The organism is Streptococcus sp. KCJ4932, from assembly GCF_004352745.1.
Taxonomy (GTDB): domain Bacteria; phylum Bacillota; class Bacilli; order Lactobacillales; family Streptococcaceae; genus Streptococcus; species Streptococcus ruminicola.
In genome coordinates this window covers 15,311-32,324 of sequence record NZ_SJWW01000006.1, presented here as the reverse complement: position 1 = coordinate 32,324, position 17,014 = coordinate 15,311, and the positions used below count along the sequence as shown (strand labels likewise).

The following is a 17,014-nucleotide window of genomic DNA, read 5'->3' as shown; positions in this document are numbered from 1 at the left end:
TTTGTTTATCTCTTTTATTATAGCAGAAAATTCTTTATTTCAGTGAGACTCTTTGAAAATTTTTGATGAGAAATGTAAAATTCTTCAGATAAAGCATCACTGATAATTTTTCCGTATGATTTTGTCAAAATTCGTGGGTCAAGCAAAAGCACAGCCGAACGTTGATTTTCACGTCTCATGGTTCTTCCAATAGCTTGTTTTAGTTTTAAAATAGCCAATGGTAAAGAATAATCATTGAACGGTGATTTAGCTTGCGCTAGCAAATGATTACTGATTTTCTGAACGAATAAATCTTTTGGATTTTCAAATGGTAAACGTGTAATGACCTCAATCATTTTATCGGATTGTACAAAATCCACACCTTCCCAGAAAGCACCAGTCCCAAGTAAAATATGACTTTCACCGCGTTCAAAACGACGCTTAACATTGTAAGCTGTCCCGTTTTTCTCTTGTGTCAGATGATGAAGCTCCACCTTATCCAAACGTTCAGAAACGTCAAACATGGCTTTCTTAGAGTTAAATAACACTAGCATTTGCTCATCTAATTGCCTAATCTGATAAATTCGCTCAGCAATCGCATCAGCGTATGCTTCATCTGAAATTTCAGCAACATTTGGCATTTCTTCATCAATCCAAATACGTTGTGACGTTTGCTTGTCTCGCTCAATGCTCATGTAATGGTACTGCTCAAAACCAAGCAAATCTGCAAGACTAACCTGCGGACTGATGTGCAGTGTCGCAGAAACCATGTAAGTCTTGCGTGTTTCTGGCAAGAATTCTTGAAAATTCAAGAGTTCATCACTACTTGCATTCAAATAGGTCTGACGTTTTTCATTTTCATAACTTGTCTCAAACCAAAAATCCGTAAATGGCTGTGCAAATAAGGATAACAAATCTTCCAAGCACAGATAACGCCACTCAGGATTAAGAGCAAGCAACTCTTTAGCAGCTTGTTCTACTCGGTGAGCATCTTCTGTCGTCACATAAATTTCTTGATTTTGATAAAAACGTGTGGCAAGATGACTCAATTGGAAAGAAAGACTCTCAATCAAACGTTTTTCAAGCGTTGGCAGGGCAGCATCCAAATGCTTTTCAAGTTTTTGAACCAATTGCGTTACATTAACACGACGTCGTGAAAATTGTTCTAGGTTCAAAATCAATTTTTGCGCTTCGTCAAATACCAAAATTTTCTTAGCCGCAAAAGCCTTATCATCTTGAACACGTTCTAAGAAATACGCATGATTAATAATTAAAAGCTTACTATGCTTAGCATTTTCATAAGTACGATTCCAAAAATCGACATCCTTATACAAGGATTTTTCACTCAGATTACCATCATGCTTAATCTGTTCAAAATAAGCCTCAAAACGCTGCTTCTGTCTGATTTCATCCAAATCTCCCGTTAAAGTTTCTGTTAACCAGACAAGCAATTGCATCTTATAACGATTAACTAGGCGATTGTCCCCTTCTCGGTGCAAGGTTTCCGCAAAAGAATCCAACTTAATATAGTTGCCAGGTCCTTTGATGGATTGGCAAGAAATGTTAAAGACTTCTTGAATCTTTTTAGCTTCATTAGCCATGATTTGGTCTTGTAAAATCTTTGTTGGCACTGAAACAATAATTTGCTCATCTTGTGCTAGCTGCAAAAGTGGCAAAAGATAGCCATAAGTTTTTCCGAGACCAGCCTGAGCTTCTAAGAATGAGATTTTTGAACTTTGAAAATCATCTTTAACCATTTGAGCAAATCGGCTCTGCTTCTCACGCGCATCCAAGCCTAGAAGTGCCATATTTAACTCAAAATCATCAGACAACTTACGTTCACTGCCAATGGCTTTAGCACGTCGTAAAATCAAGCCACCAACTTCTAGGTAGTCTTTTTTTGACATGACTTTCGCTTTTTTAAAGCTCTCCTCAACCAACATCCCCGTTTCAAATAAGAGATTATCAGAAAAAGGTAAGAGTTGTTCTAGCAATTCTTTTGGCAAACTCTCCATTTTTTCTTTTAGCTTCAACAATAGCTGAGCTGTTGCATAAGCATCCGAAATCGCTGTGTGAGCATCCGTCAAATCAAGTTGTAAAACATCTGCTAGGTGACCTAGCGTGTATTTTTCAAGGGTCGGATAGAAAACTTGAGATAACTCAACCGTATCGACAAGCGGCGTACGTAGTTCGTATCCTTCTAAGAATAATTTTTCTGCTAAAAGATTGGCATCAAATTTCACATTGTGAGCCACAAATACACAGTCCGAAATCAAGTGATAAATTTCTTGAGCAACTTGTGAAAAATCTGGCGCTTTTGCCAATTGCTCATCTGTTATCCCTGTTAAATGAATAATGTGTTCAGTTAAGGCCTCGTGCGGATTAACATCCGTTTGATAGGTCTTCACAATCTGATTATTTTCAATAATGACAATGCCAACCTGAATAATTTCTGCCATTGCGTGGGCACCCGTTGCCTCCAAATCCACAACAGCATATTTTTGAGAATTAACTTGCATCATAACATTTAAATTATACCATTTTTAAAGCCCACATTCACCTAATCCCAAAAATAAGATAGCGAAAAAATTGCGTTTGGCAAAAGAGATTGTATGACTTTTAAAGACTTTTTTGATACACTTTTTTTATGAAGATTTTTAGATTATTAAACCACGTTGCACGTGAAAATACCTACTTATTGGTCAATGACCAAGCTATCATTGTTGTTGACCCTGGTAGCAATACAGATAAAATTAAAGAAAAAATTACGGCTATTGATAAACCCGTAGCTGCTATCTTAATCACACACGCTCATTATGACCATATTATGGGGCTTGATGTGATTCGTGATGCTTTTGGACAGCCTCCTGTTTATATCTCTGAAAAAGAAGCGCCTTGGCTTTATTCACCCAAAGATAATTTCTCAGGCTTAGACCGTCATGCTGACATGGATGATGTGATTTTAAAACCTGCCGAGTACCACTTTCAATATCAAGAAGATTATGTATTAGCTGGTTTTCGTTTTCAAGCACGTCAAACACCAGGACATTCATGGGGAAGTGTTTCGCTAGTTTTCCCTGATGATGACCTTGTTCTCACTGGTGATGCGCTCTTTCGTGAAACCATTGGACGAACTGATTTGCCAACTGGTAACGCAGAACAATTACTAAATAGTATCAAAACTGAACTCTTTAGTCTTCCAAATCACTTCACCGTATACCCTGGTCATGGTCGTGAAACGACTATTGCACATGAAAAGAATTTTAACCCGTATTTTAACACACTATGAAAAAACTTAAAAAATGTCTACTCTACTTTTTAGTTTGTTTAACAACTCTGCTTGTTCTAGGCCTTGGTTTTATTCGTTATAAAACCTACCAAGCGCATCAAAGTTCTATGGCAGCTGCTAAATCCGCTAAAATCACAAAGGACTGGACTATCTACTCTTTGAAAGTAAAGAAAGCGCAAAAGCAACTATTATCTTTTACCAAGGTGCTCTCGTTGAGGAAAAAGCCTACGCTAATTTAGCAAATGATTTAGCCGAATCAGGATATAATGTTTACATCTTGAAAGCACCCCTAAATCTACCTGTGCTATCGAGTAAAAAAGCTTTAGCCGTCATCAAAGAAAAAAACTTAAAAAATGTCTACCTTGCTGGGCACTCACTAGGTGGCGTTGTTGCCTGCATGAACGCTGATGCAGCCAAAACAAACGTTACTGGTTTAATTCTTCTTGCAAGCTATCCAAGTGAGAAAACAGACTTATCAAAAGACAAGCTAAAAGTTCTCTCAATCACAGCTAGCAAAGATAAAATCCTTAAATGGAACCAGTATAACAAAGCTAAAAAGAGACTTCCGCAAGATACAAAATACGTCAATATCTCTGGAGGTAATCACAGCGAATTTGGAGATTATGGTCACCAAGCAAAAGACGGAAAAGCAAGTATTTCTCAAAAAGAACAAGAAAAAGAAATTGCTACAGCTATTACAAGCTTTATAAATTAAAACAACTTCTGAAAATCAGAAGTTGCTTTTTTATTAAATTTTAAGATAACGTCTCATTGAGATAACTGAACCAAGTGATCCAATAAGAATACCCACAACGAACATACCACCAATAATCATTGGAAGGAATGTATCCGCAGGATATAGAGTCAATCCTTGTACTTCAAATTGTGGATTTACTGATGCGTAAACAGCCTTATAGCCAAAGTAAATGATGATTGATGGAACAATTGCCCCAAGCAAACCAACCCAAGCACCTTCAAAGAAGAATGGGCCACGGATATAAGAGTTCTTCGCACCAACCAAACGCATGATTTCAATATCACGGTGACGAGACATGATAGTCATACGAATCGTATTTGAAATCAAGAAAATAGCTACAACAACGAGAAGAACAGTACCTGCAACTCCCCATGTGCGGATAAATTTAGAAATCTTGAAGAGTTGATCTGAGTTTGAACCACCATAGTTAACTGATTCAACACCTTCAATTTTAGAAATTTTATTAGCTACTTTCTTAACTTTTGATGCTGATGTCGCTTCTACAACGTAAACATCTTGCAATGGATTTGAATCTCCATCAAACATTGCCCAGTCATCACCATATGTTTCTTTCAACTTAGCTAATTGGTCATCTTTACTTGAGAAAGTAACTGATTTAACACCAGAAAGTGCATTGATTTGGTCATAAACTTGGTGATAAGCATCATTTTGAACAGTTTCACCAACTTCATTTGTTTTTGTTTCTGAATTATCAGCAGAGTTAACATCCAAATAAACACTAATTTGAATATTATTTTCAATACCTTGAGCAATTTTTTCAACGTTCAAGAGCACAGCTGCAAAAATACCAACAAGTGTCAATGTAATCGCAACTGAGCTGACTGATGCAATGGTCATCCAGATGTTTCGTTTTAAACTTTTAATAGATTCCCATAAGTGGCGGAAAAAGTGTCTAATCATTATATCCGTATTCTCCTTCCTCTTCATCACGTACAATACGTCCTTCTTCAATTGCGATAACGCGATGGCGAAGGTTATCAACGATTTGTTTGTTGTGTGTTGCCATTAGAACGGTTGTTCCTTGAAGGTTGATACGTTCTAACAATTGCATGATTTCCCAAGAAATTTCTGGGTCAAGGTTACCAGTTGGTTCGTCAGCAATCAAAACTTTTGGATTGTTAACGATGGCACGCGCAATTGCCACACGTTGTTGTTCACCACCAGAGAGTTGATCAGGGAATGAACGCATTTTGTGTTTAAGCCCGACAAGTTCAAGCACTTCAGGCACACGTTTTTTGATTTCACGTGGCTTTTCACCAATTACTTGCATGGCATAAGCAACGTTTTCAAAAACAGTCTTCTTAGGAAGAAGTTTGTAATCTTGGAAGACAACGCCAATGCTACGACGCAAAATTGGGATTTGACGTTTTTTCATTTTTGTAAGGTTAAATTCCCCAACTTTAAGTGTTCCAGCAGAGACTTTTTCTTCGCGGTAAAGCAATTTAATGAAACTTGATTTACCAGCACCAGAAGGACCAACAATATAAACAAATTCACCTGGGTTGACAGATACATTGATATCTCTCAAAGCAGTTGTTGAGCGGTGATACTTTTTAGTTACACCTTTCATTTCAATTAATGCCATTTGTATTTTCCTTTACGATTTTGTTATCCTAAAATTTTACTTTCGAGTTAATCAATACGCCATTTCAAGAAAGCATCGATGAAGCCGTCAATGTCACCATCCATGACTTTATCAACTTGAGCAACTTCATATCCTGTACGGTGGTCTTTAACCATTGTATATGGAGTGAAGACGTATGAACGGATTTGACTTCCCCAAGTGATTTCTTTTTTATCACCTTTAAGAGCATCCACTTCTTGCGCTTTTTTCTCTTGTTCTAATTGATAAAGTTTTGCTTGCAACATTTTCATAGCGCGATCACGGTTACCGTATTGTGTACGGTCAACAGTTGACGCAACAACGATTCCTGTTGGAATGTGGGTCAAACGAACACCGGTAGAAACCTTATTGACGTTTTGTCCACCAGCACCACCTGAACGGAAAGTATCCATCTTGATATCATCATCACGGATTTCAACTTCAATCGTATCATCCAATTCTGGCATTACTTCGACAGAAGAGAATGATGTGTGACGACGTTTAGCTGAATCAAATGGTGAGATACGAACCAAACGGTGAACACCCATTTCTGATTTCAAAAGACCATATGCATTTGGTCCTTCAAAAGAAAGGGTTACTGATTTGATACCAGCTTCATCACCAGCTTGATAGTCAAGGGTTTCAACTTTAAAGCCTTTGGCATTTCCATAACGTGTGTACATACGGAAAAGCATATCAGCCCAGTCTTGAGCTTCCGTACCACCTGATCCTGGGTGAATTTCCAAGATAGCATTGTTACGGTCGTATGGTTCTGATAGAAGAAGTGTCATTTCATAACTTGTCATGATTTTATCAAGTTTTTCAAGAGTTTCTTCTAACTCAGCTTGAACAGAGTCGTCTTCATCTAACATTTCCAAATATAGTTCTGTCTCATCAGACAATTCTTGCATCTCGTTAAATGTTTCATAGGTTTGTTTCAAACCGTTCAATTCTTGAGATGTTTTCTGCGCTGCAATGTTGTCATTCCAAAAATCTGGCTCAGTCATTTTATTTTCAAGAAGCGCAATGTCTTCTTCCAAACGATCTAAGTCAAAGAGACCTCCTGAAGCTAGTCAACTTCTCTTGATTTTCTACTATTTTTTGGCGGATTTCAGCCACTTCCATGAGATAACTCCTTTATTAAGATATTAAGTTCGTTAAACGAGTATAACAAAAATAGGAATTTTGACGAAGAGCTCTTAAGCTCTAGGAAAAATTATCTTCTTTGCACAACTCGTAGAACGTATTCAGTTAACATAAGATATTAAGTTCGTTAAGAAAGCAAGATGAAAATAGGAATTTTCACTCTGCTTTTTAGACTTAATTAATCAAATCTATAATCAGTTTATCTTTACTTTTTGACGCTTTTATAGATTTCCTTACTGCCTTTTTATTTTATCATAAAGGCTGTAAAATTGCTATTGGCTACCATTAGCAGCCATTTTCTTTACCTAGCTTAGACTACTACTCCTAAAACAATTACTTTTCAATATGACAATGCCTTTAAACTTCTTTTTCAATTACTTGCATAACTTCTGTTAAGCTATCAACCAAGACACTAGCTTGTGATTGATCAATGCCAAATACTTTATCACGAATGGCAATCACTCGCACACCTGCTGCTACTCCAGCTTGAATTCCTTTTTGACTATCTTCAATAATAACAATATTACCTTTATCGAATCCTAATTTAGCACAAGCAGCATTGTAAATTGCAGGATTTGGTTTACCTTCTTTAAAATCATCACCTGTCAAAATGTAGGTAAAATATTCAATCAAACCACATTTCGTCAAAGCTCGTTCAACATCTTTTCGCACAGTGTTTGAAGCCAACGCTAAGACAAATCCTTTTGCCTTTAAATCAGCTAAAACTTTTTTAGCATCTGGAAAAACTAATTGGCTATAATCTGGTCGATGAACATTTTTATAAGCAGTGTACTCTGCTTCCAAAGCTTTTGTATCATAGTCTGAAATCTTGTCGCCTAAAATTTTTTCCCAGAACTGATCCATCCGTCCACCTACAAAAAATTTAGGTGGCAAATGCTTGATAGAAATGCCTTTACTTCCTAAAAATGCCTCACGACGGTCAAAATAAAAATTCTCAGTGTTAAATAAAACACCATCCATATCAAATATAATCGCTTTAATCATGAAAGCCTCCCCAGAATATTCTACCATAAATTTTTTCAAAGATTTTCAGAAAGCAAAAAAGCTAGGACAATTTGTCCTAGCTAATAGTTAGCATATTTTAAATAGCTTTTTCATCTTGACCAAGGGCACGTTGGATAGCTTTGACAATTTCTGTCAAAACAACCATGAGCAAGCTTCCGATGATGACTGCTAACCATTGTGTCACACTCAAGTGTGAAACGTGGAATAATTGGTTAAATCCAGGTACTGCAATAGTTACCATCAATAGTAGGAAGGCTACTGGAATTGCCCAGTTAAAGGTTCTATTTCTGAAAGCTCCAACTGTAAAGATTGATTGGTAAACAGATTTAACGTTAAAGGCATGAAGCAATTGAATCAAACCAAGGGTAGCAAATGCCATTGTCAAAGCATCTTCGTGCATCATACGATTTGAAGCATGTTCTGGGAACATCAATGCCCATCCGTAAACACCTAAAACAAGTAAAGTTTGGAAAATACCTTGATAGATAATCGCTCCCATAACCCCACCATCAAAGAAGTTTGATTTACGTCCACGAGGTTTGTGAGTCATCACATCTGGTTCAGCTGGTTCAACACCAAGCGCAATCGCTGGTAGCGTATCTGTTACCAAGTTAATCCAAAGAAGATGAACAGGTTGAAGCACATCCCAACCAAATAGTGTGGCAAAGAAGATTGTGAAGACTTCTGCCATGTTAGCTGAAAGAAGGTATTGAATTGATTTTTGAATATTAGAGAAGACCTTACGTCCTTCTTCAACGGCAACGATAATCGTTGCAAAGTTATCATCAGCAAGGACCATATCAGAAGCCCCTTTAGAAACTTCTGTACCAGTAATCCCCATACCAATACCGATATCAGCTGTTTTAAGCGATGGCGCATCATTAACACCATCACCAGTCATGGCAACAACTTTACCTTCATTTTGCCATGCTTTAACGATACGAACTTTGTGTTCAGGAGACACACGTGCATAAACTGAATATTGTTTGAAGACTTTTTGGAATTCTTCGTCTGACAATTCATTAAGTTCAGCACCTGTGAAAACATGATCTTGACCATCTTCTTCGATAATACCAAGACGTTTAGCAATAGCTTCTGCTGTATCTTGGTGGTCACCAGTAATCATAATTGGACGAATACCAGCTTCCTTAGCAACAGCAACAGCTTTCGCTGCTTCTGGACGTTCTGGGTCAATCATTCCGACAAGACCTGAGAAAATCAAATCAGATTCAACAATATCTGATTCAAGTGTTGGCACTTCAGAAACATATTTATAAGCCATCATCAAGACACGAAGAGCTTGTTTAGCAAGGTCTTTATTGACTTGCAAAATAGCTTTCTTCTCATCTGCTGTAATATCGCGAACTTGACCATTTTCTTCGATACGAGTCACACGTTTAAGCAATTGATCTGGCGCACCTTTAACAGCAACAAGGTACTTACCATCAGCTTCTTTGTGAATCGTTGACATTAATTTACGTTCAGAATCGAATGGTAATTCTGCCACGCGTGGTTCTTTTTTAAGAACTTCACGAATGTCAAAACTATGGTCAAGACCAAATTGAACAAGTGCTGTTTCAGTTGGGTCTCCGATTAATTTACCATTTGGATCAATTTTTGTATCATTGGCAAAGTTCATGATACGAAGTGTGTTGTTATCAGCTGCAATTTCGCTAGTAGCATTTTGCAATTGACCATTTGTGTACACTTTTTCAACTGTCATTTGGTTCATTGTCAATGTCCCTGTTTTATCTGAGGCAATGATTTCTGTAGAACCAAGTGTTTCAACAGCTGGCAATTTACGAACGATAGAATTACGTTTGGCTAAGGTTGTTGTCCCCATTGACAAAACGATTGTTACAATGGCAGGCAAACCTTCTGGAATAGCAGCAACAGCAAGTGCAACGGCAACCATTAATCCGTTAAGCGGAGCTTCACCACGAACAAAGACACCGATAAGGAAAGTAACAGCAGCAATCCCTACAATCAAGTAAGTCAATACTTTAGACAATTGGTTAAGGCTTTGTTTAAGTGGTGTGTCTGTTTCATCGGCATTTGCAAGCATATCAGCAATTTTACCAACTTCGGTAAACATACCAGTGTTAACAACCACACCAACACCACGTCCGTAGGTAACATTTGAGTTTTGGTAAGCCATATTCACACGGTCACCGATACCTGCATCAGCTGGAACATCAACAGACAAATCTTTCTCAACTGGAACAGATTCACCAGTCAAAGCTGCTTCTTCAATCTTCAATGACGCAGCTTCTAAAAGACGCATATCTGCTGGAACAACATCACCAGCTTCAAGCATGACAATATCACCAGGCACTAATTCGCGTGAATCAATTTCCACCACATGACCATCACGACGAACACGCGCAATCTGACTAGACATGTCTTTTAGTGCTTCAATCGCTGCTTCTGCTTGACCTTCTTGGTAAACACCAAAGGCTGCGTTCAAGATGACAACAGCAAGAATAATTAAAGCATCCGTCAATCCGTGCATTCCTTCTGTAATAACAGAAAGAGCCGCAGCGACCAACAAAATGATAATCATCAAATCTTTGAACTGATCGATGAATTTCGCAAACAAACCACGTTTTTCACCTTCATCAAGTTCATTGTGACCAAATTCGTCCAAGCGTTTTTGAGCTTCGGCTGTAGACAAACCATCACGTGATGACTTCAGAGTTTCCAATGTTTCATCTTTGCTCTGTGTATAAAACAGAGCTTTACTTTGTTCTTTAGACAAAATAACTTCCTCCTATGGTCTCCTCTATAGAAAAAGAGACCTGTTTTTTTAAAACAAGTCTCGCTGTTTAAGACAGGGCCGGAAATTTCTTTCGTAATGACGACCATGTCACGGGCTTTACCCGTCTGCTACTCCCTTGAATACAGAGTAATCATATCAATTTTAAAACCATTTGTCAACTAAACACATGAGTCTTAAGGCTTGATATATCAAGCTTTGGTTAGGCTTACAACCACTTGATTTCTAGCTGATAGTTCGCAAAAACATTATCTCCTTCAACTTGTTTTAGTTGATAGTGGATTTTAAGATTTTGCTCTTTGGTATCCAACTCATAAACACTGGTTTGTGTTTGTAAATGTTGCATACCAACTGGAGTTGGAATAGCAACTAAAGCTGGCAGTTCGCGATGAAATCGCATGATTGATTTTGGCGTTGAAAAACGTGTCATAATCAACTCTTGGTCATTACACTTAAGCATAACCGTTTCTTTTTCTTCATTGGTATAGGTAAGGTAGATATGACCATTTTTTTCGGTTAATTTGACTGGGTATGATTGCTCAACTAACTCAACTTGTCCATCTAAATCAATTTTATTCTTAATATGAAGTTTCATCTAAGTAAGCTTCTTCCTTTCTCTAAAATTATACCAATTCTTTCTTCGTAAAGCTAATAATAACGCTGGTTTAACGCTTAATCGCTGATGAACGAAGCAAACTTGTTCCAGTAAAAATAGCGATGAAAACAATCAGTATTTTAAATTTATTGATATCCAGCTGACTGAGGAAAAATGCTGCTGTCAAAACACCAAAAGAACCACCGATAATGATACCTAGAACCCCCGGCCAATTCACACGACCAGATTTAATAAATTCTGTCGTACTTGCTGACATAATAACTGCTGCGTCAAGCATCATCACTGGAAGTGCAATCGACGGATTAATCCCAAGCATTGAAAAGAAAATCAATTCTGGAGCATAGTTTCCTAATCCCATGGTCATCAAAATACCAATCGTAAAATTGAACACTATACCAACCAAAAGCCAAATGCCGTGAAGACCGTGAACACCGTCACCCATTCCTGCACCAGGATTTGCAATCATGCGATAAACCATGATAAGCGCAGCAATAATCAACAGTGTTCCTAAAGCTCTTTGCACATGACGTGTGTCCCAGTTTTTCGTAAGACGTGTCCCGACAAGAGCTCCCACAAAAGAAGCCGTTGCCATCGCTAACAAGGTTGGCAATTCCACTTTCACAATCGTGATAAAGCAAAGTGCCTCAATCAAGACTGGAATGACGTGAGCAGTTGATAAGGTCGCAGGAATCTGTTTATCATCCTTGACTAATTTTGTTGCCTTAAAAAGCGCCGTACTAGTCGCAAACGTTCCAATTCCTAAAGTATCTAGTAAGTCTGTCAGATAGCCTATCCAAAGACCAGTCCAGAATCTTTCCTTTAAATTAATTTTATCTTTCTTGGCATGCAAGATGATATTTCCAAAAATCCAAATAATTAAGAAAACCAAAAAAATCTGGATTAAACGTAAGATAAGTTCATTTGTCATAGACTCCATTATAAGCAATTTTTTAACTTTCGTAAACAAGATTATTTCAAGAGTTAAACCCTTAGCATTTTTAGCTTTTTTGTTATAATGAAACTATGAATGAAAAAGTATTTCGTGACCCTGTTCACAATTATATAACCGTCAATCATCCGGTCATTTATGACCTTATCAATAGTAAAGAATTTCAGCGTCTACGTCGTGTCAAACAAGTCTCGACAACTGTTTTCACCTTTCATGGCGCTGAGCACAGTCGTTTTTCACACTGCTTAGGCGTTTATGAAATTGCTAGACGAGTAACTGAGATTTTTGATGCCAAATTTCCAGAGATTTGGGATTCTAATGAAAATCTTTTAACCATGGTAGCAGCCCTCTTACACGATGTGGGGCATGGTGCTTATTCACACACTTTTGAAAAGCTTTTCGATACTGACCACGAAGCTATTACTCAAGAAATTATCACTAGTCCTGACACGGAAGTTAATGCGATTTTACGCCGAGTATCCCCAGATTTTCCTGAAAAAGTGGCAAGTGTCATCAACCACACTTACCATAACAAGCAAGTGGTGCAACTCATCTCTAGCCAGATTGACTGCGACCGGATGGATTACCTTTTGCGCGACTCCTACTACAGTGGAGCAAGATATGGTCAATTTGATTTGACACGCATCTTGCGTGTTATTCGTCCAACAGCTGACGGCATTGTCTTTGAATATAACGGCATGCACGCTGTCGAAGACTATATTGTCAGTCGATTTCAAATGTACATGCAAGTCTATTTCCACCCCGCTAGCCGAGCTATGGAAGTCTTGCTGCAAAATCTCTTAAAACGTGCTAAATACCTTTATCACATTGATAGCCACTTCTTTGAAAAAACGTCACCAAATCTCATCCCATTTTTAGCTAATCAAGCTAGTCTAGCCGATTATTTATCGCTGGATGATGGTGTGATGAACACTTATTTTCAAGCTTGGATGGCTGCTGAAGATGACATTCTAGCAGATTTAGCCAGCCGTTTTGTTAACCGTAAGGTTTTCAAATCCGTAACTTTCGAAGAAGAATCTCGTAAGGACCTCAGCCATTTAGTTGAATTGGTAAAATCTGTTGGTTTTGACCCAGACTATTACACTGGTATTCATGTTAACTTTGACCTTCCTTATGACATTTACCGCCCTGAAAAGAAAGAGCCACGTACTGAGATTAATATGATTCAAAAAGATGGCTCAGTTGTTGAGCTCTCAACCATCTCACCGATTGTAAAGACTTTGACAGGAACAATTTATGGCGATAGACGCTTCTACTTTCCAAAAGAAATGCTCAGCGATGATGACTTATTTGCTCATACCAAAAAAGAATTTATGAGCTATATCTCAAATGATCATTTTGTCTCACCCAATTAAGAAGTTAGAGATGAAACTAATGACAAATTGTCTAGGTTTCACCTAGCTTCTTTTCTTTTTTTAAAATGAAAACGGTACCTCTTAGAATTCCTTGTGTTCCCCATGACAAATAAGCCACTTTTTAGTAAGATATATAGGTAGAGATTCTTTAGGAGGGGTAAATTAACCTTATGTCTATTAAATTAGTCGCTGTCGATATCGATGGCACACTCTTAACCAACGACCGTAAAGTCACGCCTGAAGTTTTCGAGGCTGTTCAAGAAGCTAAAAAACAAGGTGTTAAGGTCATTATCGCAACTGGACGTCCTATCCCAGGTGTTCAGCCACTTCTTAACGAATTAAATCTAAGAGAAGAAGGCGATTATGTTATTACCTTCAATGGTGGACTAGTCCAAGATACGTCAACCGGTGAAAACATCATCACGGAAACCATGACTTACGAAGACTATCTTGATATTGAATTCCTTAGCCGTAAATTGGATGTTCACATGCATGCAATCACGAAAAAAGGTATTTACACGGCTAACCGCAACATTGGAAAATACACGGTTCACGAATCAAGTTTGGTTAATATGCCAATTTTTTACCGCACTCCAGAAGAAATGGGCGATAAAGAAATTATTAAAATGATGTACATCGATGAACCTGAAGTTCTTGATGCTGCCATCGAAAAAATTCCACAAGAATTCTTCGATAAATACACGATTGTTAAATCAACACCATTTTACCTAGAATTCATGAACAAAAAAGCCAGCAAAGGAAATGCCATCAAGCACCTTGCTGAAAAAATGGGGCTTACTGCTGAACAAACTATGGCTATCGGTGATGCCGAAAATGACCGTGCCATGCTAGAAGCGGTTGGAAACCCAGTTGTTATGGAAAATGGTACACCAGAACTTAAAGAAATCGCTAAATATATTACAAAATCAAACGAAGAAAGTGGCGTTGCACACGCCCTTAGAGAGTGGGTCTTAAAATAATGTATAGCTATAAAATCGGTATCTCAGCTGAAGAACACGATAATTTTGCAAAATCAAGCAATCAAACAAACCTTTTACAATCATCAAATTGGGAAAAAGTTAAAGACAATTGGGACAACGAACGTATTGGTTTTTACAAGGATGACCAATTAGTTGCTTCTGCTTCTATCCTAATCAAAGCATTGCCACTTGGCTTCACTATGCTTTACATCCCACGTGGACCAATTATGGATTACAGTGACAAAGAACTCGTCGCATTTGTCATCAAATCACTTAAAAAATACGGTAAAACAAAACACGCTCTTTTCATCAAAATGGACCCAGCTTTGTTGCTTAAACAATACAAAATCGGTGAAGAAGTTGATGAAAATAAAGACACACTTCTTGCTATCGACAACTTAAAAGCTGCTGGCTGTGAATGGACTGGACGCACAACAACTATTGCTGAAAGCATCCAACCTCGTTTCCAAGCCAATGTCTACACACAAGAAGACATGACATCAACTTTCCCTAAACACACAAAACGTTTGATGAAAGACGCCGTTCACCGTGGTGTTATCACTACGCGTGGTACAATCGATGACGTCAAAGCTTTTGCTGATGTCGTTGCCCTTACAGAAAACCGCAAAGGTGTTGCTCTTCGTAACGAAGATTACTTCCGTAAAATGATGGAAATTTATGGTGATGATGCTTACCTACACTTGGCAAAAGTTAACTTACCAAAACGTTTGGCTGAATACAAAGAACAATTGGCTCAAATCGAGAAAGACTTGTCTGAAACAGCTGAACACCAAAAGAAACGTTTGACAAAACTCACTCAACAAAAAAATTCTGTTACAAAATACATCAAAGAGTTTGAAGAATTCGTTGAAAAATACCCTGATGAATTAATCATCGCAGGTATCTTATCAGTGTCATTCGGTAACGTTATGGAAATGCTTTACGCTGGTATGAACGATGAATTCAAGAAATTCTATCCTCAATACTCACTTTATCCAAAAGTATTTGAAGATGCTTACGCTGATGGCATCATCTGGGCAAATATGGGTGGTGTTGAAGGGACACTCGATGACGGTTTGACTAAATTCAAATCAAACTTCAACCCTACAATCGAAGAATTCATCGGTGAATTTAACATTCCAGTAAATGGTTTGCTTTACAAACTATCAAACTTGGCTTATAACATTCGCAAACAAAGGAGAAATAGCCATTAATGTCTCTTGAGATTATCGATAAAAAAGTTTTTGAGACTTTTTGCAATACCGTCAACTACAAATCATTCATGCAATCTGTCGAAATGGCAGATTTGCTTGAAAAACGTGGCTATCAAGTCACTTTTCTTGGTTTAAAAGAAGCTGATGAACTCCAAGTTGCTGGTGTCCTTTACAGTATACCAGTAGCTGGCGGCCTTCATATGGAAATCAATTCTGGTCCTGCTTCTCGTGATCAGTCTTACCTAAAAGCCTTCTACCAAGGCCTTCAAAGCTACGCCAAAGAAAATGGTGCCATCGAATTATTGGTTAAACCATTTGATACCTATCAACACTTTGATACCAATGGTGAAGCAACTGATGATGAAAGAATCAACTTGATTGAAGATTTCACATCACTAGGCTATCAACACGACGGCCTTATGACAGGTTACCCTGGCGGTGAGCCTGATTGGCATTACGTCAAAGATTTGACCGATTTGGATGAAAAATCCTTACTAAAATCATTTAGCAAAAAAGGTCGTCCACTTGTTAAGAAAGCTAAAACATTTGGAATTACCTTGCGAAAACTTGATCGTAGCGAACTTCCACTCTTCAAAGAAATCACTTCTGCAACATCTAACCGAAGAGACTATGTCGATAAGTCACTAGACTACTATCAAGATTTCTATGATTGCTTTGGAGATGCTTGTGAATTTATGGTAGCAAGCCTTAATTTCCAAGATTACCTCAAACATCTTGAAAGTGACCAAGCTAAACTCGAAAAACGAATCGAGAAACTTCGCACAGCTATTGAAAATAATAATGCTTCTGAAAAGAAACAAAATCAGTTGCGTGAATTATCAAGCCAATCAGCTACATTTGATACACGTATTGCAGAAGCCAAAACATTCATTGAAAAATATGGTTCACAAAACGTTATCTTAGCGGGTAGCCTCTTCGTTTATACCAAACAAGAAGCTGTCTACCTCTTTTCTGGTTCATACCCTGAGTTCAATAAATTCTACGCACCAGCTCTTCTTCAGGAATACGTCATGTTAGAAGCTATTAAACGCGGTATTACCACTTATAACCTCTTAGGTATTACAGGAGAATTCGACGGTTCTGACGGCGTTCTACGCTTTAAACAAAACTATAACGGCTATATTACTCGTAAGATGGGAACATTCCGTTATTACCCACATCCTCTCAAATACAAACTTATTCATAATCTCAAAAAAATTCTTAGACGTTATTAAATAAAAGGCTTGGAAATAAAATCCAAGTCTTTTTTAGTACAAAAAAA

13 protein-coding genes and 1 pseudogene are annotated in these 17,014 nt (G+C 37.8%); 6 read left to right on the top strand and 8 right to left on the bottom strand.

Features of this window, described 5'->3' with window-relative positions; all coding sequences use genetic code 11:
- Nucleotides 1–17 precede the first annotated feature (17 nt).
- The gene (locus tag E0E02_RS03700) at nucleotides 18–2,501 is read right to left on the bottom strand and encodes a bifunctional DnaQ family exonuclease/ATP-dependent helicase (protein ID WP_133017875.1); all 2,484 of its coding nucleotides are present in this window, start codon (nucleotides 2,499–2,501) and stop codon (nucleotides 18–20) included.
- Between the two features lie 125 nt (nucleotides 2,502–2,626).
- Here E0E02_RS03700 and E0E02_RS03695 point away from each other — a divergent pair, with 125 nt between their 5' ends.
- Together E0E02_RS03695 and E0E02_RS03690 are read left to right on the top strand one after the other, a co-directional pair.
- Nucleotides 2,627–3,268, top strand: a complete 642-nt coding sequence (locus E0E02_RS03695) for an MBL fold metallo-hydrolase (RefSeq protein WP_133017874.1) — start codon at nucleotides 2,627–2,629, stop codon at nucleotides 3,266–3,268.
- A pseudogene (locus tag E0E02_RS03690) lies at nucleotides 3,265–3,983 on the top strand (alpha/beta hydrolase). The gene E0E02_RS03695 and the pseudogene E0E02_RS03690 overlap by 4 nt, the downstream one beginning before the upstream one ends.
- A 33-nt stretch (nucleotides 3,984–4,016) precedes the next feature.
- Here E0E02_RS03690 and ftsX read toward each other — a convergent pair.
- From ftsX to E0E02_RS03655, 7 genes are all read right to left on the bottom strand, one after another.
- Nucleotides 4,017–4,946 carry a permease-like cell division protein FtsX gene (gene ftsX / locus E0E02_RS03685; protein WP_039696556.1) on the bottom strand — a complete coding sequence of 310 codons (930 nt, stop codon included), beginning with the start codon at nucleotides 4,944–4,946 and terminating at the stop codon, nucleotides 4,017–4,019.
- Nucleotides 4,939–5,631, bottom strand: coding sequence for a cell division ATP-binding protein FtsE (gene ftsE / locus E0E02_RS03680; protein WP_074481476.1), 693 nt, complete (start codon nucleotides 5,629–5,631; stop codon nucleotides 4,939–4,941). The genes ftsX and ftsE overlap by 8 nt, the downstream gene beginning before the upstream one ends.
- 47 nt (nucleotides 5,632–5,678) lie before the next feature.
- Nucleotides 5,679–6,774 (bottom strand): peptide chain release factor 2 gene (prfB, locus tag E0E02_RS03675; RefSeq protein WP_133017872.1). Its coding sequence is split into 2 segments (ribosomal slippage): nucleotides 5,679–6,701 and nucleotides 6,703–6,774, totalling 1,095 coding nucleotides; the frame shifts between segments, so codons are not numbered across the junction.
- 378 nt (nucleotides 6,775–7,152) lie between these two features.
- Nucleotides 7,153–7,800 (bottom strand): HAD family phosphatase, encoded by a 648-nt coding sequence (locus E0E02_RS03670; RefSeq protein ID WP_133017871.1) that lies wholly within the window; start codon nucleotides 7,798–7,800, stop codon nucleotides 7,153–7,155.
- A 97-nt stretch (nucleotides 7,801–7,897) separates the two neighbouring features.
- The gene (locus E0E02_RS03665) at nucleotides 7,898–10,579 is read right to left on the bottom strand and encodes a cation-translocating P-type ATPase (protein ID WP_074564099.1); all 2,682 of its coding nucleotides are present in this window, start codon (nucleotides 10,577–10,579) and stop codon (nucleotides 7,898–7,900) included.
- A 226-nt stretch (nucleotides 10,580–10,805) separates the two neighbouring features.
- On the bottom strand, nucleotides 10,806–11,192 hold the full coding sequence (locus E0E02_RS03660) for a DUF1934 domain-containing protein (RefSeq protein ID WP_133017870.1): 387 nt from the start codon (nucleotides 11,190–11,192) through the stop codon (nucleotides 10,806–10,808).
- A gap of 70 nt (nucleotides 11,193–11,262) precedes the next feature.
- Complete coding sequence (locus tag E0E02_RS03655) at nucleotides 11,263–12,141, bottom strand: sulfite exporter TauE/SafE family protein (RefSeq protein WP_133017869.1); 879 nt, start codon at nucleotides 12,139–12,141, stop codon at nucleotides 11,263–11,265.
- A 95-nt stretch (nucleotides 12,142–12,236) separates the two neighbouring features.
- On the opposite strand from E0E02_RS03655, the gene E0E02_RS03650 reads away from it, so the two are divergent.
- The 4 genes from E0E02_RS03650 to E0E02_RS03635 all read left to right on the top strand — a co-directional run bounded on the left by E0E02_RS03650 (nucleotide 12,237) and on the right by E0E02_RS03635 (nucleotide 16,967).
- On the top strand, nucleotides 12,237–13,538 hold the full coding sequence (locus tag E0E02_RS03650; RefSeq protein ID WP_133017868.1) for an HD domain-containing protein: 1,302 nt from the start codon (nucleotides 12,237–12,239) through the stop codon (nucleotides 13,536–13,538).
- 170 nt (nucleotides 13,539–13,708) lie between these two features.
- Nucleotides 13,709–14,518, top strand: a complete 810-nt coding sequence (yidA, locus tag E0E02_RS03645; RefSeq protein ID WP_074564106.1) for a sugar-phosphatase — start codon at nucleotides 13,709–13,711, stop codon at nucleotides 14,516–14,518.
- Nucleotides 14,518–15,732, top strand: coding sequence for an aminoacyltransferase (locus E0E02_RS03640; RefSeq protein ID WP_074564107.1), 1,215 nt, complete (start codon nucleotides 14,518–14,520; stop codon nucleotides 15,730–15,732). The genes yidA and E0E02_RS03640 overlap by 1 nt, the downstream gene beginning before the upstream one ends.
- Nucleotides 15,732–16,967 (top strand): aminoacyltransferase, encoded by a 1,236-nt coding sequence (locus tag E0E02_RS03635; RefSeq protein WP_133017867.1) that lies wholly within the window; start codon nucleotides 15,732–15,734, stop codon nucleotides 16,965–16,967. The genes E0E02_RS03640 and E0E02_RS03635 overlap by 1 nt, the downstream gene beginning before the upstream one ends.
- Nucleotides 16,968–17,014: the final 47 nt, after the last annotated feature.

Excerpts from the sequence above, each read along its gene's own strand:
- E0E02_RS03700 (WP_133017875.1), bottom strand. The coding sequence starts at position 2,501 with ATGATGCAAGTTAATTCTCAAAAATATGCTGTTGTGGATTTGGAGGCA.
- E0E02_RS03695 (WP_133017874.1), top strand. The coding sequence starts at position 2,627 with ATGAAGATTTTTAGATTATTAAACCACGTTGCACGTGAAAATACCTAC.
- ftsX (WP_039696556.1), bottom strand. The coding sequence starts at position 4,946 with ATGATTAGACACTTTTTCCGCCACTTATGGGAATCTATTAAAAGTTTA.
- ftsE (WP_074481476.1), bottom strand. The coding sequence starts at position 5,631 with ATGGCATTAATTGAAATGAAAGGTGTAACTAAAAAGTATCACCGCTCA.
- E0E02_RS03670 (WP_133017871.1), bottom strand. The coding sequence starts at position 7,800 with ATGATTAAAGCGATTATATTTGATATGGATGGTGTTTTATTTAACACT.
- E0E02_RS03660 (WP_133017870.1), bottom strand. The coding sequence starts at position 11,192 with ATGAAACTTCATATTAAGAATAAAATTGATTTAGATGGACAAGTTGAG.
- E0E02_RS03655 (WP_133017869.1), bottom strand. The coding sequence starts at position 12,141 with ATGACAAATGAACTTATCTTACGTTTAATCCAGATTTTTTTGGTTTTC.
- E0E02_RS03650 (WP_133017868.1), top strand. The coding sequence starts at position 12,237 with ATGAATGAAAAAGTATTTCGTGACCCTGTTCACAATTATATAACCGTC.
- yidA (WP_074564106.1), top strand. The coding sequence starts at position 13,709 with ATGTCTATTAAATTAGTCGCTGTCGATATCGATGGCACACTCTTAACC.
- E0E02_RS03640 (WP_074564107.1), top strand. The coding sequence starts at position 14,518 with ATGTATAGCTATAAAATCGGTATCTCAGCTGAAGAACACGATAATTTT.
- E0E02_RS03635 (WP_133017867.1), top strand. The coding sequence starts at position 15,732 with ATGTCTCTTGAGATTATCGATAAAAAAGTTTTTGAGACTTTTTGCAAT.